This window comes from Bradyrhizobium sp. USDA 4472 (assembly GCF_054058595.1).
On the sequence record NZ_JBSSAM010000001.1, the window covers coordinates 701,150 to 720,792 of the forward strand.

17 protein-coding genes are annotated in these 19,643 nt (G+C 64.9%); 7 read left to right on the forward strand and 10 right to left on the reverse strand.

Annotated features, from left to right (window positions below; all coding sequences use genetic code 11):
- The first annotated feature begins 147 nt into the window (after positions 1-147).
- Both trhO and ACVWZ4_RS03330 read left to right on the forward strand, forming a co-directional pair.
- Positions 148-915, forward strand: a complete 768-nt coding sequence (trhO, locus tag ACVWZ4_RS03325) for an oxygen-dependent tRNA uridine(34) hydroxylase TrhO (RefSeq protein WP_456737814.1) — start codon at positions 148-150, stop codon at positions 913-915.
- Positions 905-1,123 carry a SlyX family protein gene (locus ACVWZ4_RS03330; RefSeq protein WP_456701986.1) on the forward strand — a complete coding sequence of 73 codons (219 nt, stop codon included), beginning with the start codon at positions 905-907 and terminating at the stop codon, positions 1,121-1,123. Before trhO ends, ACVWZ4_RS03330 begins: the two co-directional genes overlap by 11 nt.
- 24 nt (positions 1,124-1,147) lie before the next feature.
- On the opposite strand, the gene ACVWZ4_RS03335 is transcribed toward ACVWZ4_RS03330, so the two are convergent.
- Positions 1,148-3,052, reverse strand: a complete 1,905-nt coding sequence (locus tag ACVWZ4_RS03335) for a diguanylate cyclase (protein WP_456701985.1) — start codon at positions 3,050-3,052, stop codon at positions 1,148-1,150.
- A gap of 165 nt (positions 3,053-3,217) precedes the next feature.
- Positions 3,218-3,433, reverse strand: coding sequence for a hypothetical protein (locus tag ACVWZ4_RS03340; RefSeq protein ID WP_456701984.1), 216 nt, complete (start codon positions 3,431-3,433; stop codon positions 3,218-3,220).
- Between the two features lie 112 nt (positions 3,434-3,545).
- On the opposite strand from ACVWZ4_RS03340, the gene hemE reads away from it, so the two are divergent.
- The gene (gene hemE / locus ACVWZ4_RS03345; RefSeq protein WP_456738454.1) at positions 3,546-4,580 is read left to right on the forward strand and encodes a uroporphyrinogen decarboxylase; all 1,035 of its coding nucleotides are present in this window, start codon (positions 3,546-3,548) and stop codon (positions 4,578-4,580) included.
- A gap of 166 nt (positions 4,581-4,746) precedes the next feature.
- Here the strand turns inward: hemE and hemC are convergent, their stop codons facing one another.
- Genes hemC through ACVWZ4_RS03360 form a run of 3 tightly spaced genes read right to left on the reverse strand, consistent with a single transcriptional unit; the run spans position 4,747 to position 8,022 of the window.
- The gene (gene hemC, locus ACVWZ4_RS03350; protein WP_456739845.1) at positions 4,747-5,727 is read right to left on the reverse strand and encodes a hydroxymethylbilane synthase; all 981 of its coding nucleotides are present in this window, start codon (positions 5,725-5,727) and stop codon (positions 4,747-4,749) included.
- A 25-nt stretch (positions 5,728-5,752) separates the two neighbouring features.
- Positions 5,753-7,378, reverse strand: a complete 1,626-nt coding sequence (locus ACVWZ4_RS03355; RefSeq protein WP_456737811.1) for a GMC family oxidoreductase — start codon at positions 7,376-7,378, stop codon at positions 5,753-5,755.
- Between the two features lie 53 nt (positions 7,379-7,431).
- A complete protein-coding gene (locus tag ACVWZ4_RS03360; protein WP_456739846.1) occupies positions 7,432-8,022 on the reverse strand; it encodes a TetR/AcrR family transcriptional regulator in 591 nt (196 codons plus the stop codon).
- Between the two features lie 201 nt (positions 8,023-8,223).
- On the opposite strand from ACVWZ4_RS03360, the gene ACVWZ4_RS03365 reads away from it, so the two are divergent.
- Positions 8,224-8,589 (forward strand): YybH family protein, encoded by a 366-nt coding sequence (locus ACVWZ4_RS03365; RefSeq protein WP_456701979.1) that lies wholly within the window; start codon positions 8,224-8,226, stop codon positions 8,587-8,589.
- A gap of 313 nt (positions 8,590-8,902) precedes the next feature.
- Complete coding sequence (locus ACVWZ4_RS03370) at positions 8,903-10,864, forward strand: putative bifunctional diguanylate cyclase/phosphodiesterase (RefSeq protein ID WP_456739847.1); 1,962 nt, start codon at positions 8,903-8,905, stop codon at positions 10,862-10,864.
- 160 nt (positions 10,865-11,024) lie between these two features.
- On the opposite strand, the gene ACVWZ4_RS03375 is transcribed toward ACVWZ4_RS03370, so the two are convergent.
- The 4 genes from ACVWZ4_RS03375 to pgm all read right to left on the reverse strand — a co-directional run bounded on the left by ACVWZ4_RS03375 (position 11,025) and on the right by pgm (position 15,745).
- The gene (locus ACVWZ4_RS03375; RefSeq protein WP_456739848.1) at positions 11,025-12,005 is read right to left on the reverse strand and encodes a PDR/VanB family oxidoreductase; all 981 of its coding nucleotides are present in this window, start codon (positions 12,003-12,005) and stop codon (positions 11,025-11,027) included.
- A 7-nt stretch (positions 12,006-12,012) separates the two neighbouring features.
- On the reverse strand, positions 12,013-12,759 hold the full coding sequence (locus tag ACVWZ4_RS03380) for a GntR family transcriptional regulator (RefSeq protein ID WP_456701976.1): 747 nt from the start codon (positions 12,757-12,759) through the stop codon (positions 12,013-12,015).
- Positions 12,760-12,762: 3 nt separating this feature from the next.
- The gene (locus ACVWZ4_RS03385) at positions 12,763-13,812 is read right to left on the reverse strand and encodes an aromatic ring-hydroxylating dioxygenase subunit alpha (protein WP_456701692.1); all 1,050 of its coding nucleotides are present in this window, start codon (positions 13,810-13,812) and stop codon (positions 12,763-12,765) included.
- Positions 13,813-14,098: 286 nt separating this feature from the next.
- Positions 14,099-15,745, reverse strand: a complete 1,647-nt coding sequence (pgm, locus tag ACVWZ4_RS03390) for a phosphoglucomutase (alpha-D-glucose-1,6-bisphosphate-dependent) (RefSeq protein ID WP_456739849.1) — start codon at positions 15,743-15,745, stop codon at positions 14,099-14,101.
- A gap of 303 nt (positions 15,746-16,048) precedes the next feature.
- Between pgm and ACVWZ4_RS03395 the strand changes: the two genes are divergently transcribed.
- Complete coding sequence (locus ACVWZ4_RS03395) at positions 16,049-16,819, forward strand: transglycosylase SLT domain-containing protein (RefSeq protein ID WP_456789964.1); 771 nt, start codon at positions 16,049-16,051, stop codon at positions 16,817-16,819.
- A 355-nt stretch (positions 16,820-17,174) separates the two neighbouring features.
- A complete protein-coding gene (locus ACVWZ4_RS03400; protein WP_456789965.1) occupies positions 17,175-18,329 on the forward strand; it encodes an acyltransferase family protein in 1,155 nt (384 codons plus the stop codon).
- A gap of 68 nt (positions 18,330-18,397) precedes the next feature.
- Here the strand turns inward: ACVWZ4_RS03400 and ACVWZ4_RS03405 are convergent, their stop codons facing one another.
- Positions 18,398-19,282: an aldose 1-epimerase family protein gene (locus ACVWZ4_RS03405; protein ID WP_456739852.1), complete on the reverse strand. Its 885-nt coding sequence runs from the start codon at positions 19,280-19,282 to the stop codon at positions 18,398-18,400.
- Positions 19,283-19,643: the final 361 nt, after the last annotated feature.

The following is a 19,643-nucleotide window of genomic DNA, read 5'->3' on the forward strand; positions in this document are numbered from 1 at the left end:
ACGCCATCCCGGAAAAACCGGGGTTACATGACACATTCGGGCCCATCCGGGCAATGCTGGCATACCAGGAAGATGGCTGCCATCCGCTGGGAATAGGCCTGCTCATTGCGGGTTTTCTGAGCGTGGGCCGCCTGATAAACGGGCGTCATGACTTACAAGGTCTGCGCCTTCTACCAATTCGCCGCCCTCCCCGATTACCGCGAGCTGCGCGAGCCGCTGCGCGCGTTCTGTGCCGGTCTGTCGCTCAAGGGCAGCGTGCTCCTGGCCCAGGAGGGCATCAACGGCACCATCGCGGGCGCGAGCGACGCCATTGACGCCTTCGCCCAGGAGCTAGCGCAAGGGGCGATGTTTGGCGGCAGGCTGAACAATCTCGAATTGAAGTGCTCGACCGCGGAAGCAATGCCGTTCGGCCGGCTTAAGGTGCGGCTGAAGAGGGAGATCGTCACGCTGGGCGATGCGGCCGCTGATCCGACCCGGCGGGTCGGCACCTATGTCGAGGCGACGGAGTGGAACGCGCTGATCGCCTCACCCGACATGCTGGTGCTCGACACCCGCAACGCCTTCGAGGTGGCAATGGGGACATTCGAGGGCGCAGTCGACCCCGAGATCAAGAGCTTCGGCCAATTCAAGGATTTTGCCGCCGAGAAACTCGATCCGGCAAAACACCGGCGTATCGCGATGTTCTGCACAGGCGGCATCCGCTGCGAGAAGGCGAGCGCACATCTGCTGGCTCGCGGCTTTGCCGAGGTCTACCACCTCAAGGGCGGGATCCTGAAATATCTCGAACAGGTGCCTGAGGCGCAAAGCCGCTGGCGCGGCGAATGCTTCGTATTCGACGAGCGCGTGTCGCTCGGCCATGGCCTGCGGGAAACTGGTCTGCGCGAACGGGACAAGGACGCGACACGTGACAAATGAGATCAAGGCCCTCGCCGAGCGCATCGACACGCTGGAGACGCGTCTTGCGTATCAGGACGATACCATCGAGACCCTGAACCAGACCATCACCGCGCAATGGAAGCAGATCGACGGGCTGACGCGACAACTGGCGCAACTCAGCGAGCGACTGCAAGAGGCCGAGGCGAATGCGCCGGGCCCGACCAACGAGCGCCCGCCACATTATTGAGCACGCCTACCGACCGGATGCCTTCTACTCGCCGGAAGCCTTGGCCATCAGGTTCATGACCTCGCCCGACATCATCAGCCTGTTGCGGCCGGCGTCCTTGGCGGCGTAGAGCGCGCGGTCGGCGGCCTCGACCAGCGCTCCCGTGCCCGCGGTGCGTTCGAAGGCCGGCCGGCAGGCCGCACCGCCGACCGAGACGGTGACGCAAGCCGCCGCCGGATTGGAGGCATGAACGAGGCCCGCACCGTGGACGGCGCTGCGGATCCGCTCGCCGATCCGGGCACCGCCGGCGGCATCGGTATTCGGCAGCAGCATGGCGAACTCCTCGCCGCCATAGCGGGCCGCGAGATCGCCGGCCCGCTGCATCTCGGCCGCGATGATCTTGGCAACCACGCGTAGGCAGGCGTCGCCCGCAGGGTGGCCATATTCGTCGTTGTAGGCCTTGAAGTGATCGACATCGATCATCAGGAGTCCAAGGCTCGTGCGGTCGCGATAGGCGCGCGCCCATTCCTCCTTCAGCCGCTCGTCGAACCGGCGCCGGTTGGCGAGGCCGGTGAGGCTGTCCTCGATCGCGAGCGTCTCGAGTCGTGTCTCCAGGTTCTTCTGCTCGGTGATGTCGCGCGAGATCGAGACCACGCCGTCGACATTGCCGTTGTCCTTGCGCGTGACGCGCATGGTCGATTCCAGCCAGACCTCGGATTTCTGCCGGTGCGCGTTGCGATAAGTGATGCGCGCTTCTTCTGCGTCGCCTCGCTTCATGGCGTCGACGATGGCCTGGACGTGCGGCCTGTCCTCCGGATGAATTCCGGCGAGCGCGTCGGTGCCGATGAGCTGATTGGGACGCCAGCCGACAACGCGGTTGGACGACGGAGACACGTAGCGCAGCCGCTCGTCGAGCCCGATGCGGGTGACCATATCGCTGGACCCTTCCGCGAGCAGGCGGAAATGCGCCTCCTTCTCGACCAGTGCCGCCGCCATGCGCTGGCCGCGCTGCAATTGCCGCACGAGTACAGCGCCGATGATCGCAATCAGCAACACCAGCGCGAGCACGTAGAGCATGCGAGAGATCGCAGCAGCCCGCCACGGCGCGAGCAGCTCCTCTCTGTCGACGGTCGCGAGCAGCACGAGCGGATAACGGCCGCTGCGCTTGAAGAAGCTGACGCGCTCCGCGCCATCCAGCGGCGAGGTGAAATGATAGGCGCCGCTCGGCCATTGCAGGCTGGCGTCGCGGAACAGCGGCGCATCGCCGAGATTGCGGCCGACGAACTTCTCGTTGTTCGGGTTGCGCGCGATGATCGAGCCGTCGCCGTACAGCAGCGTGACGGAGCTGTTGCGGCCGATCTCGAACTGCTCGTAGAAATGCGACAGATAGCGCGAGCCGATGGCCGCGAGCACCACGCCGCCAAAGCTGCCGTCCGGCTTGTTGAAGCGGCGCGACAGGGTCACGACCCATTCGCCGTCGACGAGGCTCTTCACGGGGTGGCCGACATAGGCCTCGCGCTTGGGCGAGAGCTGGTGGTGACGGAAGAAGGCGTCGTCGCTGAGCGTCGAGGCGATTGTCCCGGGCGAGGTCAGCCAGTTGCCCTGGTCATCGATGATGGCGAGGCTGTGGACGCGGTCGATCGCCTTCTTGCGGGCCTCGAGCAGGTTGCGCAGCTTGCCGATCGTGACGGCATCGGCGCCATCCATCTCAAGACGGCTGACGACGCCGACGACGCCGGAGTCCAGCAGATCAAGGCTGTCTTCGGCATGCTGTGTCAGGGAGCGGGCGACGTTCGCCCTCTCGGTCTCGGCGCCCTTGAGCACCGCGTCCCGCGCGGCCCATTCACGCCAGCCGCTGACACCGAGGATCGCCACGCAGGTGAGCACGACGAACGCGGCCGCCCGCAACGGCAGGCGGCTCCATCCGGCTCTCTGTGAGACGACGTTCATGCGACAGGAATCTCCAACAGAGGGAAACTCTGCCGCTTGTCTTAGTGAACCCTGAAGCGCGCGCCGGGATTCGCACTGATCTACGGGTTTTTCCGTACTCCTACGGACCGGGGCCTCGGCGGATCACTAACAAGGTGTTAGCAAGCCTATCGGAAACCGGCCGATCTAGCTGAAGATCGACTTGACCTTGTCCCAGAGCGAGGGATTGTCGGCATCGGCGTCAGCCTTCGACGGTGTCGGCTGGGTGGCGCTGACGGGATCGGAAGCGGGGAAAGTATCTTCCAGCCCGGTGTCGAGCTTGGCGTGGCGATCTGCGGCGAGCGCTTCGCGCAAGTCGTCAGCGTGCTTGTCGTGCGGCGCGGGATTGAATGTCTGGGCCATGGAATTCTTCCTCCATTGGCGGGATCAACGCGGCGCATTTGCGCTGGTTCCCCTGTTCCGCTCCAGCCTCTGGCGGTGTATCAGGAACTCCAAATCTGCATCAGGATTGCCAGTGCCACAGTCTGCGACAAAGCCGTTCATCGACGTGCTCTCCGGCCAGCGCCAAGCCGTCCCGCCCCTCTGGATGATGCGGCAGGCCGGCCGCTACCTGCCTGAATATCGCGAGTTGCGCGCCAAGGCCGGCGGCTTCCTCGATCTCTGCTTCAATCCGGCGCTCGCCGCCGAAGTCACGCTGCAGCCGATCCGCCGGTTCGGCTTCGATGCCGCGATCATCTTCTCCGACATTCTCGTGATCCCGTACGCGCTGGGCCGTTCCGTGCGCTTCGAGGTCGGCGAGGGTCCGCGGCTCGAGCCGCTGGATGAACCCGCCAAGGTCGCAAGCCTCGCCGCGCAGGCCGATTTCGGCAAGCTCGCGCCGGTGTTCGAGGCGCTGCAGATCGTGCGCGGCGCGCTTGATCCGAACATTGCGCTGATCGGCTTCTGCGGCGCGCCGTGGACGGTTGCGACCTACATGGTCGCGGGCCACGGTACGCCCGACCAGGCGCCGGCGCGCATGATGGCCTATCGGCATCCGGAGGCGTTCGCGAAGATCATCGACGTGCTGGTCGAGAACTCGATCCGCTACCTGCTGGCACAGCTCGGGGCCGGCGCCAACGCGCTGCAGATCTTCGACACCTGGGCCGGCATGCTGCCTCCGGCCGAGTTCGCGCGCTGGTCGACCGAGCCGACGCGGCGCATCGTCGAAGGCGTGCGCGCGAAAGTGCCTGACGCGAAGATCATCGGCTTCCCGCGCGGTGCCGGCGCGCAATTGCCTGGTTACGTCGAGGCGACCGGCGTCAATGCGGTCAGCATCGACTGGACGGCCGAGCCCGCCTTCATCCGCGAGCGCGTACAGAGCAAGGTCGCCGTACAGGGCAATCTCGATCCGCTGGCGCTGATCACGGGCGGCGCGGCGCTCGACCGCGCGGTCGACGACGTGCTGGCGAACTTTGCGCAAGGGCGCTTCATCTTCAATCTCGGCCACGGCATCCAGCCGGAGACGCCGATCGCCCATGTCGAGCAGATGATCAGGCGCGTGCGCGGATAATTTGTGCCGCCCTTGAGTCCGCACACGAACGCGAAAACAACCCCATGCACAGTACAAATCGTTGAGGAATTCGCTTCGGGCTCTCATAAGCCCTGCAGAGACGACGTTTGACTCGTCGGGCAAAACAGGCGCACGATGGCATCATCGGCGACAGTGACTTCACGCCCTATCGCGGCCGGCTGCGCTCGATGATCTCGGCGGCGCCCTTGTCCAGTAGATCCAGTCCGACGCTACGACCGAGTTCGCGCGGCCGATTGGCGGGGCCCGTGCGCGAGGCTTCGATGATGGTGTTGCCGGAGAGGTCGAGCACGGAGGCCGTCAGCGACATCTGGTCGCCTGCGATGGTCGAGAAGCCCGCCACCGGCGAATTGCAGTGACCGTTCAGCACCCACAGCACTTCGCGCTCCGCATCGGCGCAGGCGTGCGCAGCGGGATCGTCGATCGATGACAGGATTTGCCGCGTCTCCCAGTCCCGCGCGGCACATTCGACGGCGACGATGCCCTGCCCTGCCGCCGGCAACATCTCCGCGGCGGTGAACTCATAGGCGATGCGGCTGGATAAGCCGACGCGATCGAGGCCGGAGCGCGCCATGATCAACGCATCCGCTGGCCCGACCGCACCGCCGTCCGGCAGCTTCTGCAGCTCGCTGTTATCGAGCTTTCGCACGCGCGTATCGGCTGCGCCGCGGAAGTGGATCACTTCGACCTCGGGAAACAACCGCCGCGCGTACGCCGCACGGCGCACGGCGTTGGTGCCGATCTTGAAACCCTTGCCGCCGGACCGGCGTAGCGCGTCCAGCGTCACGCCCTCGCGCAGCACCAGGGCATCGCCGGGCGGATCGCGTGACAACGTGGCGCCGATGACGAGGCCGGGCGTGTCTTCATTGCCCGGCATGTCCTTCAGCGAATGCATCGCGGCCTGGAGCTCGCCCGACAGCACCGCGGCGCGGATCTGCGCCACGAAGGCGCCGCCCTTGCCGCCATGGGGCAGCAGCTTGCTGGTCTGGTCCAGATCGCCCGTAGTGTCGAACTTGACGATCTCGACGTCGAGACCTGATACGGCTGATGTCAGGCGCCGCGCGATCTCTTCCGTCTGGGCCAGCGCCATCGCGCTCTTGCGGGTGCCGATCTTGAAAGGCGTAGCCACGTCCATTCCTCTTCAGACGCGGGTTTTACCGCGCATCCTGCAATATCATGTCCGACGCCTTTTCCGCGATCATGATGATCGGCGCGTTGGTGTTCCCCGACACGAGGTCCGGCATGACAGAGCCGTCGACGACGCGAAGGCCCTCGAGCCCCCTCACCTTCAGCCGCTGGTCCACCACCGCGAGCGCATCGTTGCCCATACGACAGGTCGAGGTCGGATGGTAGATGGTGCTGCCACGCTCGCGGCAATAATCCAGGATCTCCGCGTCCGTGGATACCTTCGCCCCGGGATCGTACTCGCTGACCACGAACGGCTTCAGCGCCGGCGCGTTCAGGATCTTGCGCAGGATCTTGATGCCTTCGACATTGGTGGTGCGGTCGGTTTCGGTCGACATGTAGTTGATGCGGATTTCCGGGGGCACGGTCGGGTCCGCGCTTTTGATGCGCAAAGAGCCGCGGCTCTCGGGCCGGAGCTGGCACACCGAGGCCGTGAATCCGGAAAAATCATGCAGCCGCTCGCCCATCTTGTCGGTCGAGAACGGCAGGAAGTGAACCTGGATGTCGGGCGAGGCCAGCCGCGGATTGGTCTTGAAGAAGGCGCCCGCAGTTCCGGCTGCGATCGTCAGCCAGCCTTTGCGGAACAGCGCATAGCGCGCGCCGGCGAGAGTGCGGCGGAGCGGATGATTGACGGTGTCGTTGAGCGTGATCTTCCGCGAGCAGCGCATCACGATGCGGACCTGCATGTGGTCCTGGAGATCGTGGCCGACGCCCTGCGCATCCAGCACCACGTCAATGCCATGCTTGCGCAGGAGATCGGCGGGGCCGACGCCGGAGAGCTGCAACAGCTGCGGCGAATTGTAGGCCCCGCTCGACAGCACGACCTCTTTCCGCGCCCGCGCGCGGCGCACGTTCGCACCTTGCCGGTATTCGACGCCGACCGCGCGGCGGCCCTCGAACAGCACGCGCTGGCCGAGCGCCTCGGTTTCGATCCTGAGATTGCCGCGCGTCTTCGCGGGGCCGAGATAGGCCACCGCCGTCGAGGCGCGGCGGCCGTTGCGCGTGGTGGTCTGAAACAGGCCGACGCCCTCCTGCGTGGCGCCATTGAAGTCAGGGTTGTAGGGCAGTCCGGTTTCGACCGCGGCGTCGATGAAGGCTTTCGACAGCGGATCGGTCACGATCATGTTGGAGACCGGCAGCGGACCGCCGGTGCCGTGATATTGATCGGCGCCGCGCGTCTGGTTCTCCGCTTTCTTGAAATAGGGCAGCACGTCGTCATAGCCCCAGCCGGCATTGCCGTGCTGGCGCCAGCGATCGTAATCCTCGTGCTGGCCGCGCACATAGAGCAGCCCGTTGATCGAGCTCGATCCGCCCAGCGTCTTGCCGCGCGGCTGGAACACCTGACGCCCCTTCAGCTCGGGCTCCGGCTCGGTCTGGTACATCCAGTTGACGGTCTTCTCCTTGAACAGCTTGCCGTAGCCGAGCGGCACGTGGATCCAGATGTTGGAATCCCTTGGTCCGGCTTCCAGCAGCAGCACGCTGTGCTTGCCGTTCGCCGACAGGCGGTTTGCAAGCACGCAACCGGCCGAGCCGGCACCGACGATGATGTAGTCGAATTCAGGATCAGATGGTGCGAGGGCGGAATTTGCGTTCATGCGCTATTGTTCTTCTTGTTGATGTGGGCGTTTCCGGCTTATCACTAGCACAATCATGCAGCGACACGCAGCGCCTCGACCAGCGACTTGAACGCACGGGCGTATTCCGCGCCGGGCCTTGCGATATCGGCGTGGCCGGCGCAGGCCACCGCGGCCTCCGTCACTGCGCCGAGCAGCAGCCGTGCCAGCGGCTCGACCGGCTGCTTTGCGATCAGGCCGGCCTCCATCGCGGCCGACAACGCGCGCGGCATCTTGCCGCCGAAGTGCTTGGCGTCAATCTCGCGCCAACGCTCCCAGCCGAGCACGGCGGGTCCATCGCGCAGGATGATCTGGCCGGTCGGGCCCTTGGCGGTCGCGGCAAAATAATGCTGGGTGCCGGCGACCATCGCGGCGAGCACGTCCTTCTCGGCCCGCGCGGCGCTGTCGATCTCGATCACGAGATCACGCGAGACGAGGTCGAACACCGCTTCGAACACCGCCTCCTTGGTCTTGAAGTGATGATAGACCGCGCCCTTGGCGATGCCGGCGCCTCCCGCAATCTCGTCCATCGTGGTCGCGGCAAAGCCCCGCGTCCCGAACAGCCTTCGCGCCGCCGCCAGGATCGCCTCCGAGGTCGCCGCCCGCCGTTCCGCCTGCTTTGCCATGCTGTTCCTGTCTCGCGCAGATCGGGCCGCAGGCTCGCTCAACCTCTCCCGCTTGCGGGGGAGGGAGCCGACCTCCTTCGCGGTCGCACGTCGATCTGATCTGATGATTCCCTAATCCAATTCGCCCCGCGCCACCAGTTGACTTTTCGACCACTGGTCGGTATTTACCGACCAACAGTCGGTTTTATCAAGAGGTGCCGCATGCCGAGCCGTGAGATCGTCGAAGCCTTTGCGCAGCGTCTGGAGGTCGGGGATTTCGTCGGCGCGATCGAGCAATTCTATGCGCCCGACGCCGTCACCTACGAGAACAACACCGCGCCGACGGTCGGCCGCGACAACCTCGTCGCCAAGGAGCGCGGCGTGCTGGCGGCGTCGAAGCAGGTCAAAGCGGTCCGCATCGGGCCGAGCCTGATCGAGGGCGACAATGTCGCCTCGCGCTGGATCTTCAGCTTCACCAATGCCGAAGGCGTCACGCGCACGCTTGAAGAGATCGCCTGGCAGACCTGGCGGGGCGATGAGCTGATCGAGGAGCGGTTCTTCTACGATCCGAAGCAGCTGGGGCGCTGAGTCAGGCCGAGCACCGAAACCTCCCCAGCGTCATCAGGCTCGACCCGGCCGTCCACGCGCTCCCTTCGCGATACAAACTCCGTGGATGCCCGGGACAGCCCGGGCATGACGACTTCCTGTAAAAAGGCGGAGAGCAAGTTCCATCCCGTCGCCTGCACCGCATTTGTATCGATTTGTTATCGATACGATGACCCGAACACACCGAAGTGGTCACGGAGCCCGTGGCAAGCGGGGATAATTCACATTTCGTCAAAGGTTTGCGGAGAACTCTCGGGACCGAGCCGGACAAACGGCCCTTGCTGCAGGCCCTGGAATGCGGACTCACCTCACCAATTATGTGGCGCGGCTGTTTGCCGGCGATCTGTCAGCCTTCGGCGGTCCCGCAACCGACGAAACCGTTGCCGGGCATATCCGCGCCGAACAGATGTCGCTGGTGCTGGGCTATTCGCGCGGAATCATGCTGGCCAACGCCTGCAATGCCATCGTACTCGCGATTGCGCTGTGGCCGTCGCCCGACCGGACCTTCGTGTTGGTCTGGGCCGTCATCGTCGCGGGCGCCGCGATCGCGTTCGGCGTGCAGTCGCATGCTTCGCGCAGGATCACAAAACCGCAATTCGTCTCCCGCCGCGCCATCCATCGGCTGGTGCGCAACGCCTTCGTGCTTGGCATCGCCTGGGGCATCGTGCCCGCCGCCTTCTTCGCGGATGCGTCCAGCGGCGGCCAGCTCGTCATTACGTGCCTGTGCGCAGGCATGCTGGCCGGCGGCGCGCTCGCCTTTGCCACCATCCCGATCGCGGCCATCGCGTTCACCGCGCCCATCTTCGTCGGCATCGCCATTTGCCTCAGCCGAAACGGCGACCTCGCCTTCCTGCTGATCGCCTTCCTCGTCGTGGTCTATGGCAGCGTGCTGCTGCGCGGCGTTTTCGTCAATTCGTTCACCTTCGCCCGGCGCGTGATGCGGCAGATCGAGGCCGAGCGCACGGTGCGGCAGGACCCGCTGACGCAACTGTCCAACCGCGTCGCCTTCAACGAGACGCTCGATGCCGCCTTGAAGCGGCTCGCGCTGTCAGGCGAGGAATTTGCGGTGCTGCTGCTCGACCTCGACCGCTTCAAGGAGGTCAACGACCGCTTCGGACATCCCGCCGGCGACGAATTCCTGGTCCAGGTCGCAAATCGCCTGCAACGCTGCACGCGCGCGGCCGAGCATGTCGCGCGGATCGGCGGCGACGAGTTCGCGCTGGTGATGGCCAACATGACGCGGCCCGAGGATGCGCTCGAGATCGCCGAGCGCTTCGTCGCGGCCTTCAACGAACCGTTCCCGATCGAGGGCTGCGAGATATCAGGTGCAACCAGCGTCGGCATCGTGCTGGCACCGCGCGACGGCAACACGCCGCTCGACATCATGAAGAATGCCGACGCCGCGCTCTATCGCGCCAAGAAGGCGGGCCCCGCCACCATCTGCTTCTTCGAGGAGGCCGACGACAAGGTCTCGCGCGACCGCAAGGCGTTGCAGGCGGACCTCGCCGGCGCCGTCGCGCGCGACGAGCTGTTTCTGGTGTTCCAGCCGTTCCTCGATCTCGGCAAGAACCGCATCACCGGTTTCGAGGCGCTATTGCGCTGGCAGCATCCCACGCGCGGCCTGGTGCCGCCGAGCGAGTTCATCCCGATCGCGGAAGAAACCGGTCTGATCCACGAAATCGGCGAATGGGTGATCAGGCGCGCCTGCGCGACGCTTGCAGACTGGCCGGAAGACATCCGCGTTGCCGTCAACTTCTCGGCGGCGCAGTTTCACAACACCGGCATTCTCCAGACCATCGTTCAGGCACTGGCAGATGCCAGGGTCGCGCCTGACAGGCTCGAGATCGAGATCACGGAATCGATGCTGCTGTCGAAATACGGCTCGGTCGCCTCGGTCCTGAACGCGCTGCTGGAGCTCGGCGCCACGGTGGCGCTGGATGATTTCGGCACCGGCTTCTCCTCGCTGACCTATTTGCGCAAGCTGCCGTTCAGCCGCATCAAGATCGACCAGTCCTTCATCCGCGACATGCTGGTGCAGCCGGACTGCGCGGCGATCGTCAAGTCGGTGATCTCGCTGGCGCGCGACCTCAACATCGGCGTGGTCGCGGAGGGCGTCGAGACCGCCGACCAGCTCGACTATCTCAGGCAGTTCGCTTGCGACGAGGTGCAGGGCTATCTGATCGGCCGGCCGGTGTCGGCCGATGCCGTGCAGGCGCTGCTTGCCGCGAGGAAGCTCCGGGCGATTTTCGCGGCGTAGGTAATGATGAGACGAGTCCATCTCGGACGAAGGTGCGTTCCCTCCCCCCCTTGTGCGGGAGGGCTAGGTGTGGTCTCTCAAGAGGTTGTCCATCTGGTCTGAACGGAGAGAGCGTCGCTGCTAGCTGAATCCATTTGGTTTCAAGACATCACGCTCCGTCTCACACCGCATCGGCCCGCAGCAGCGTGTCCACCGTGATCGTGCCCCTCGCCCGCGAGACGCAGGCGCAGATCTTCGCGTTGCTTTGCTTCTGGTGATCGCTGAAGAAGACGTCGCGATGGTCGATCTCGCCGTCGACGGCGACGACGTCGATGGCGCAGAGGCCGCATTCGCCCCGCTTGCAGTCGGATATCACCTCAAAGCCGCTGGCGTTGAGCACGTCGAGCATCGAACGCTCGCGCGGAATCTCGAGCTCCACATCGGTGTCCTTCAGGCGCACGCGAAAGGCCTCGGTCGGCAGCGAGCCGCTGGAGCCGAAGGTCTCGTAGCGCAGATCTGACAGCGGATGGCCGGCGCCGATCCAGGCGTGGCGGGCGGCATCGAGCATGCGCATCGGGCCGCAGAACAGCGCAAGCGTGCCCTTCGGCAGCGAGGCGAACAGCGCCTCGAGATCGAGCCGCTTGCCTTCGTCGCTGGCATGGACCACCAGCCGATCACCCAGCAGGCTTGCGAGGTCATCGAGATAGGCGCCATCCGCACGCCCGCGCACGGCATAGTGCAGCGCGACCTTCGATCCACGGCGCGCCAGCGCCTGCGCAGCGCCGAGGATCGGGGTGATGCCGATGCCGCCGGCGATCAGGCAATAGTTTTCGCGCTCCCAGTCGACCGCGACGAGCGACGCCGGCCGCGTGATGTCGAGCCGCGCGCCCGGCGCCAGCTGCCACATGTAGCGCGAGCCGCCACGGGAATCCTCGGCGCGGCGCACCGCGATCCTGTAGCCTTGCGGGCTCGCTTCACCGACCAGTGAATAGGACCGCGTCTCCGGCTGGCCGTGGATGGTGACGCTGACATTGATGTGGCTGCCGACCGGATAGGCGGCGCCATCAAACTGGTCGGGCCTGATCAGGAATTCGCGGATGCCGGGCGACAGATCGCGCGTCGAGACCAGCGTTGCGGGAATCCAGGTTTCGATGAAGCGCATGGTGCCCTCAATCGGTTGTGGTCTTGATCAGTGCGAGCGCCGGCAAGAGGTCGAGATGGGTGCGATTGCGCAGTGCGAGGCGGAGATTGCGCACCGCAAGCCGGGCGTGCTCGCGCATGATCGCTTCGGCCCGCGCACCCTCACGGTTCTCGATCGCATCGATCACGACGCGGTGGTGTTCCTGCCCGATGATCAAGATCTGCTGCGCCTCCGGCAGCGCCGACTGGGCCATCACGAAGCCAGAGGGCGAGGCAAACGGCAGCGCGGAGGCGCGGTCGATCTGCCGGATCAGCGGCGGACTGCGCGAGAGCTCGGTCAGCAGCGCGTGGAAGCGCGCGTTCAGCGTGACATAGGCCGAGAAGGCCTCGATCGAGATCGGGACCTGACGCAGGAGATCATCGATCGCGAGATGGCATTCCTTCAAGGGCTCCAGCTCGCGCGCGGTGACGCCGCGCTCGGCGGCGAAGCGTGCGGCGAGGCCCTCCAGCGTGCCGCGGAGCTCGATGGAATCGGAGATGTCGCGTTCGGAGAACGCCTTCACCATGAAGCCGCCGGAGGGGATCGCCTCCAGCAGCCCCTCCTCCTCCAGCCGCACCAATGCCATGCGCACCGGGGTGCGCGAGGCACCCGTGGTCTCCACCGCCTGGAGCTCGGAGATGCGCTCGCCCGGCCGCAACGATCCGGACAATATCTGGTCGCGCAGCGCGAGCTGCGCCTTCACGGTCTGCGAGACGGAGCGGTCGACCTCGGCCATGCCCTACTCCGCGGCCTGCAGATGCTGCGGTCCGTTTTCCTTCGCCACCATCTTGTCGATCAGCTTGCGCATCCACATCGCGCCGGCATCGATGTTGAGATTGTAGAAGATGCGATCCGGGTTCTCGTCCATGGCGCGCTGCTGCGCCTCGAGGATCAGCTCGTCCTCGCGGAAGATGCTGGAGACGCCTTCGCGGAGCTCGGTGGTGAGGCGCTGTTCGCCGAGCCGGTAATTGCGGACGAAGGCCCAGAAATAATGGCAGGTCTTCTCTGTCTCGGGCGTGATGGTGTTCAGCACGAAGCCGTTGACGCCCTGCGAGCGGTCGCCCTCGGGCGCGCCGGTACCTGCCGGCGCGACGCCGACGTCGATGGCGATGGTACAGGGCGCCTCGAAACGGATGATCTGCCAGCGGTCGACCAGACCAGGCTTGCCGAGCTGCTTGGCCCAGAACGGCGGCGCCTCGATGCCGCGCATCCAGCGCGTCACGGTGACCGTCTTCTCGCCATGGGTGACGTCGAACGGCGCTTCGGCCACGGCGTCGTTTCCAATCGAGGAGCCGTGCACGAAGGTCTCGTGGGTGAGGTCCATGAGATTGTCGAGCACGAGACGGTAGTCGCAGTTCACGCGGATGGTCTTGCCGTCGCCGGCCCAGGCTGGATCGTGATTCCAATGCATGTCGGGCACCAGCGCGGGATCAGCCAACGCAGGATCGCCCATCCAGAGCCAGATGTAGCGGTGACGCTCGACCACGGGATAGGCGCGGACGCAGGCCGACGGGTTGATGGTCTCCTGCGAGGGCATGAAGGTGCAGCGCCCCTGCGCATTGTATTTCAGGCCGTGATAGCCGCAGACGACGGTGTCGCCTTCGAGCCGGCCCTTCGACAACGGCACCAGGCGATGCCAGCAGGCATCCTCCAGCGCAGTCACCGAGCCGTCGGCCTTCCGATACATCACGACATGCTTGCCGCAGATCGTCCGGGGCAACAGCGCCGGCTTCACCTCGGCATCCCACGCGGCGGCGTACCAGGCGTTCATGGGGAAGGGTTTCGTCATGGGCGATCTCCCAAGGCTGTTGTATGCGTTGTGTATACAATAGCGGAGGAAGAAATTCGTTCAAGGCTTATTTAGCCTACCATAATACCTAATCATGGCAAGTTGTATACAGAATCGGGATCGCTGTCATTCCCCGCGAAAGCGGGGAATCCAGTACTCCGCGGCAGACATTGCGTTCACGTAACGGCGGCCGCGGCGTACTGGATCACCCGCTTTCGCGGGTGATGACAGCGGAGAATGCGGCAAACGCTCTCTCGAAGGGGCGTCTTGGGCTCCGCCCCGGCAGTTACCCCCCGAACACCTTCGCGAGCCCGGCCTGGGCTTCTTCCTGAATCCGCTTCAGATGCTCGGTGCTGCGGAAACTCTCGGCGTAGATCTTGTACACATCCTCGGTGCCCGACGGCCGCGCCGCGAACCAGCCGAAATCGGTCTCGACCTTGATGCCGCCGAACGGCTGGCCGTTGCCGGGCGCCTTGCTCAGCGTTGCGCGAACGGGGTCGCCGGCGAGATCCTTCAGGCCGAGTTGCTCGGGCGTGACGGATTTCAGGATATTCTTCTGTGGGCCGGTCGCGGCAACATCGATGCGCGCGTAATGCGGGACGCCGAACTCGGCGGTGAGATCATTAAAGAGCTGGCTCGGATCGCGGCCGGTCTTCGCCATGATCTCGGCGGCCAGCAGGCCGAGGATGATGCCATCCTTGTCGGTGGTCCACACCGTGCCGTCGCGGCGCAGGAACGAGGCCCCTGCACTCTCCTCGCCGCCGAAGCCGAAGCTCCCCGTGACGAGGCCGTCGACGAACCATTTGAAGCCGACCGGCGTCTCGACCAGCTTGCGGCCGAGCTTCTTGGCGACGCGGTCGATGATCGAGCTCGATACCACGGTCTTGCCGATTGCCGCGTCCTTGCGCCAGTTCGGCCGGTGCGCGAACAGATAGGAGATCGCGGTCGCCAGATAATGGTTCGGGTTCATCAACCCGCCGGTGCGGGTGACGATGCCGTGACGGTCGGCGTCGGTATCGTTGGCAAAGGCGACGTCGAAACGGTCGCGCATCGCGATCAGGCTCGCCATCGCGTAAGGCGAGGAGCAGTCCATGCGGATCTTGCCGTCCCAGTCGACCGTCATGAAGCGGAAGGTCGCGTCGATCGCCTCGTTGACCACGGTGGCCTTGAGGCCGTAGCGCTCGATGATCGGATGCCAGTAATGCACGGCCGCGCCGCCGAGCGGATCGATGCCGATAGCGATGCCGGCGGATTTGACGAGCTCGAGATCGACGACGTTGCCGAGATCGGCGACGTAGGGGGTCATGTAGTCGTAGGCATGGACGGTCGAGGATTTCAGGGCCTTGGCATAGTCCATGCGCTTCACGCCTTTCAACCCATCGGCGAGATAGGCGTTGGCGCGCTTCTCGACGACACCTGTGACATCGGTGTCGGCCGGGCCGCCATGCGGCGGATTGTATTTGTAGCCGCCATCCTCAGGCGGATTGTGCGAGGGCGTGACGACGACGCCGTCGGCGAGACCGCTGGCGCGACCCTTGTTGTAGGTCAGGATCGCGTGCGAGATGACAGGCGTCGGCGTGTAGCCGTGATCCCTGTCGATCATCAGCTCGACGCCGTTCGCCGCGAACACCTCCACGGCACTCACGAGCGCCGGTTCGGCCAGCGCATGGGTGTCGATGCCGATGAAGAGCGGACCGGTCAGCCCCTTTTCCTGCCGGTAGTCGCAGATCGCCTGCGTCGTCGCGAGGATGTGCCCCTCGTTGAAACTGTTCTTGAGCGAGGTGCCGCGATGGCCCGAAGTGCCGAACGCCACCCGCTGCGCCGGGTCTGCCGCGTCCGGATTGCCGGCGAAATAGGCCGTCACGAGCCGCGGAATGTTGGCGAGCGCGTTCGGCGAAGCCGGCTTGCCCGCCGCGGGATGAACATCAGCCACTGAAATATCCTCGTCCTGTCATCGGAGATTGCGGTCCACCATAGCATCGGCCGGGCTGGCGCCAAACCACAACAGGTATGATCGGTGGCCGTTCCCGATGCCGGAGGCCGGGCCGCAGGACTGGAGGCGTCTCTGGCTCGCCCCGCGGGGACCAGCCGCTATCCCTTGGCGCTGTGCGTCTAGTCCAGCAATGATTCCTATTTCGGCCCCGATCCGGCGCGCCGGTTCTATGACGGCGTCCGGACCGGCGGACGGCCCCGGCGGCACATCGGAGGTTAACGCCAATGCGGTACGACGGGCTCCATGCGGCGGGGTCCGAAACAAGCAGGTCTCAACGCGACGTGGAAGCACGTCGTGACGGCCGTGCTGCTGTCGGCATCAACCTGTGCCCAGGCCGGGGATGCCGACCTGGGCGCGGCCGAAACAACGACATCGAGAATCGAGATCCGAAAGATCATCGAACGCGAGACGGCGCGGACCAATCTGCCGGCCGACGTTGCCGAGGCCGTCGTCTTCGTCGAAAGCGGCTACAACTCGGCCGTGGTCGGCAGCGCCGGCGAGCTCGGCCTGATGCAGCTGCGGCTCGAGACCGCCGCGAGGTTCGGGTTCAAGGGAAATGCCGGCGAGCTCGCAGAACCCGACCTCAACATTCATTACGGCGTGCTTTATCTCAGCCGCGCATGGCGTCTGGCCGGCGGCGACCTCTGTCGCGCGTTGGTGAAATATCGCTCGGGCCACGACGACGAGGAGATGACCCCTTCGTCCCAGGTCTATTGCAATCGCGCCCGCAACCGGCTTCACGCCACGAGGTCGGCGGCCGAGGTCAGCCAGGTTGCAGCAACGCCGGCATCGGCGACCACGCCGGAGACAGCGGTGGCGGTGCATGCGAGGAAACCAGCACGAACTGAAAGACCGCAGACGCAGCCCGAGATGGCGAGGCCCGAGGACGTCTATGCCCACTTCCGCCGAGGCACGGCGGCCGCGAGCCGCGCATACTGGGCCGCGCATGAGATCAGGATCAGCCGCATCAAGGCCCGCATCGAAGCAAGGTGGAAACAGGCGGCCTCGCGTTGACAGTCGTTCACTGCGGAACCGCGGCACCGGCGGGGATGTCGTGTGTGCCTGCGGCCGGGCTCGATAATTCGAGTCGCCGCGTGATGCGCTGCCCTGCCGTGTTGTGTCGCCCAAACAGTGTAGACCCCGGTCATGCAGTGTTAACTATGAATTGTCTCACTCTTCTCACTGGGCGCATCGACCGTTGGCGAGATCAGCTTCGGCGGCTCGCCGGCACTACCAATCCCGCTCGTCCGAATCCGGATTCAACCGATGGTTAACGCAAGAAGAGGCTTCCGCTTCGGTTCGGCCGGCACCGCCTCTATGCTTTCAGCTCGCAAGCGCGACAGACGCGCAAGACCACGGAGCAAGCGTGATGCAGGGGCAGGCCTGGTTGGCCGGTCGAACCGATACAGGCGCGGCGTCGTTCGGCCGTTCGCACACGCTCGACGTCCTGCGCGGCATCGCCATCGCCGCGGTGATCGCGATCCACGTTTCGCAATCCTTTCCGTCGCATATCCACGCGCTCGACGACGCCCTCCTGTACGGTTGGACCGGCGTCAACATATTCTACTTCGTCAGCGCCATCACGATGTGCCTGATGTGGACACAACGCACCGAGGCAGATGCGACGCGCAAATTCTATATCCGCCGCTTCCTGCGCATTGCGCCGCTGTTCTGGCTCGCGATCCCGGTCTATCTTTTCATCAACGGCACCGGGCCGAGCTACAACGCGCCTGATGGCATCGGACCGCTCCAGGTGATCCTGACCGCGACATTCCTGCACGGCTTCTGGCCGGACAGCGTCAACAGCGTCGTGCCGGGCGACTGGTCGATTGCCGCCGAAATGACCTTCTATCTCGTCTTCCCGCTCGTGATCACGGCATTCGGATCGCGTCGCAATCTCTATCTGCTGCTCGCGATCGTGCTGCACCTGGTCAATGTCGGTTTGTTCAAGACATGGGCGTTCGAGCAGTTCCTGGCCTATTACGGGCCCGGCCAGGAATCCTTCGTCTGGACCACGCTGCACATCAGCTTCCTGAACCAGCTGCCGGTCTTCCTGGTCGGCTGTGCGCTGTTCTTCGCGCTGCGCGACGGCTTCACCAATTCGGACGCCGCGATCCTCGCCGGCTCCATCGCGCTTTCCTTTGTCGCCAACCGCGCAAGCGGGGCACACGAGTTCAACTATCTCCTGATCAACCTCGTGATCGGCGCGCTCGTGTTCTGGTGCATTCGTCTTGCACTCCGTTTCGCGCCGCTCGAGGCGCTCGGCCGCAACTCCTATTCGATGTACCTGTCGCATTTCGCGGTGATCTACGGCCTGCATCGGGTCTGGCCGTTCGCCGATGGATTGGCATCGCTGCTGCTCGTCTATGTCACCACCACCGCTTCGAGCTATCTCGTCGCGCGCGCCACCTGGCATCTGATCGAACGGCGCGCGCAGGATCTCGCGCGCCGCCTGACGTCCGCGGGATCGAGCCGCTCCACCCTCCAACCGATCATCGCGGCTCCCGCGGCAGGCATGCGCTGAGCGCTTAGGCCCGGTGCGGCTTGCCGCGCGCCATTTCGATCACATCGGCGACCTCAACGATGTGATGCTCAGGCCACTCCGACCTCGATCCGGAACAACAACTGCTCTTCGGCCCCTGGTACGATGTGCATCAGGCCGGGCTTGTCGACGAATTCGCCCTCGAAGCCGATGGGGCTCGCATAACCGCGCCAGGGCTCGATGCAGAGGAACGGCGCGCCTGACGTTTTTGACCAAACGCCGAGCTCACGAAAACCGCGCCAGGACATTGCGAGCCAGGGCCCGCCGCCATCCCCGGAAGCGTAGCGGACCGCAGTGCTGTTGATCTGATCGAAAATCACGGCATCATCGACGAACAGAGATTCGGACAAGGGCAACACCGTGCCTTGGACAGGGCTCGGCTCCGCGGCTACGCGCATCAACCCACCCTCGACACGACGGATAGGCGACGGCTCCGCCTGAGCGAAGGTGAGCGCATAACTCTCCTTCGTCACGCCTGCCTGAAGCGGCCAGTTGAAGGCGGGATGACCACCGACCGATGCCGGCAATGTCTCCTTGCCTGTATTGGTGACCGTGAGCGTGAGATCGAGACCCGTGTCGTCGAGCGCATAGGTTGCCGTCAGGCGGAATGCGAACGGATAGAGCGCGCGCGTCGCCTCGCTGTCCTCGAGCACCAGCACGCAGCGGCTGTCGCCGCGCTCCGCCCAGACGAAACGGTTGTCGCGCGCAAAACCGTGCTGGGTGAGCCGGTACGTCTTGCCCCGGTGCCGCAACTCGTCATTGGCGAGACGCCCGACGATCGGAAACAGCAGGGGCGCGTGACGCGGCCAGGCCGGACCTGCCTGCCAGACGAATTCAGTGCCGTCATCGTGCCTCAGCGAGCACATCTCGGCGCCTTGCGCCTTGATGGTGGCGCAGAGGCCGCCACTGCGGATCGTGTGCGTATCATCGGTCATGACAACTCCAGGGCACGCCGGCCTCATGCGAACCGACGAGCCAAAAGCCGGGAAAGTTTCGGCTCAACCGTGCTCCCGTGCTGGTGGCCTTTCTCGGCCAGATCGGCGCCGGGGGTCAACCCCAAACCGGCCAAACGTGGGGCTAGATCACGGTCGGACCAACCTTCATTAAATTGCCTGCTAACAGGGAATTCTACAGGGAAAACTCCGAGCCCCAGTGCCGTGGTCGCCAAGAAAATGCCGGAAGTGCCTTGAACCCTCGAAGTCGCGATCGGAAACCTCAAAATTCAAACAGGGAATTGTTCGGTGTGGAACAGGGACTTTGGCCGTCCGAAACAGGGACATGCATTTCGGAGCGCCT

Coding starts and splice junctions, on each gene's coding strand:
- ACVWZ4_RS03365 (WP_456701979.1), top strand. CDS start 8,224: ATGCCGAGCCGTGAGATCGTCGAAGCCTTTGCGCAGCGTCTGGAGGTC.
- ACVWZ4_RS03335 (WP_456701985.1), bottom strand. CDS start 3,052: ATGAACGTCGTCTCACAGAGAGCCGGATGGAGCCGCCTGCCGTTGCGG.
- ACVWZ4_RS03360 (WP_456739846.1), bottom strand. CDS start 8,022: ATGGCAAAGCAGGCGGAACGGCGGGCGGCGACCTCGGAGGCGATCCTG.
- ACVWZ4_RS03405 (WP_456739852.1), bottom strand. CDS start 19,282: ATGACCGATGATACGCACACGATCCGCAGTGGCGGCCTCTGCGCCACC.
- trhO (WP_456737814.1), top strand. CDS start 148: ATGACTTACAAGGTCTGCGCCTTCTACCAATTCGCCGCCCTCCCCGAT.
- ACVWZ4_RS03340 (WP_456701984.1), bottom strand. CDS start 3,433: ATGGCCCAGACATTCAATCCCGCGCCGCACGACAAGCACGCTGACGAC.
- ACVWZ4_RS03355 (WP_456737811.1), bottom strand. CDS start 7,378: ATGAACGCAAATTCCGCCCTCGCACCATCTGATCCTGAATTCGACTAC.
- ACVWZ4_RS03395 (WP_456789964.1), top strand. CDS start 16,049: ATGCGGCGGGGTCCGAAACAAGCAGGTCTCAACGCGACGTGGAAGCAC.
- ACVWZ4_RS03380 (WP_456701976.1), bottom strand. CDS start 12,759: ATGGCCGAGGTCGACCGCTCCGTCTCGCAGACCGTGAAGGCGCAGCTC.
- ACVWZ4_RS03370 (WP_456739847.1), top strand. CDS start 8,903: ATGCGGACTCACCTCACCAATTATGTGGCGCGGCTGTTTGCCGGCGAT.
- ACVWZ4_RS03375 (WP_456739848.1), bottom strand. CDS start 12,005: ATGCGCTTCATCGAAACCTGGATTCCCGCAACGCTGGTCTCGACGCGC.
- ACVWZ4_RS03400 (WP_456789965.1), top strand. CDS start 17,175: ATGCAGGGGCAGGCCTGGTTGGCCGGTCGAACCGATACAGGCGCGGCG.
- ACVWZ4_RS03385 (WP_456701692.1), bottom strand. CDS start 13,812: ATGACGAAACCCTTCCCCATGAACGCCTGGTACGCCGCCGCGTGGGAT.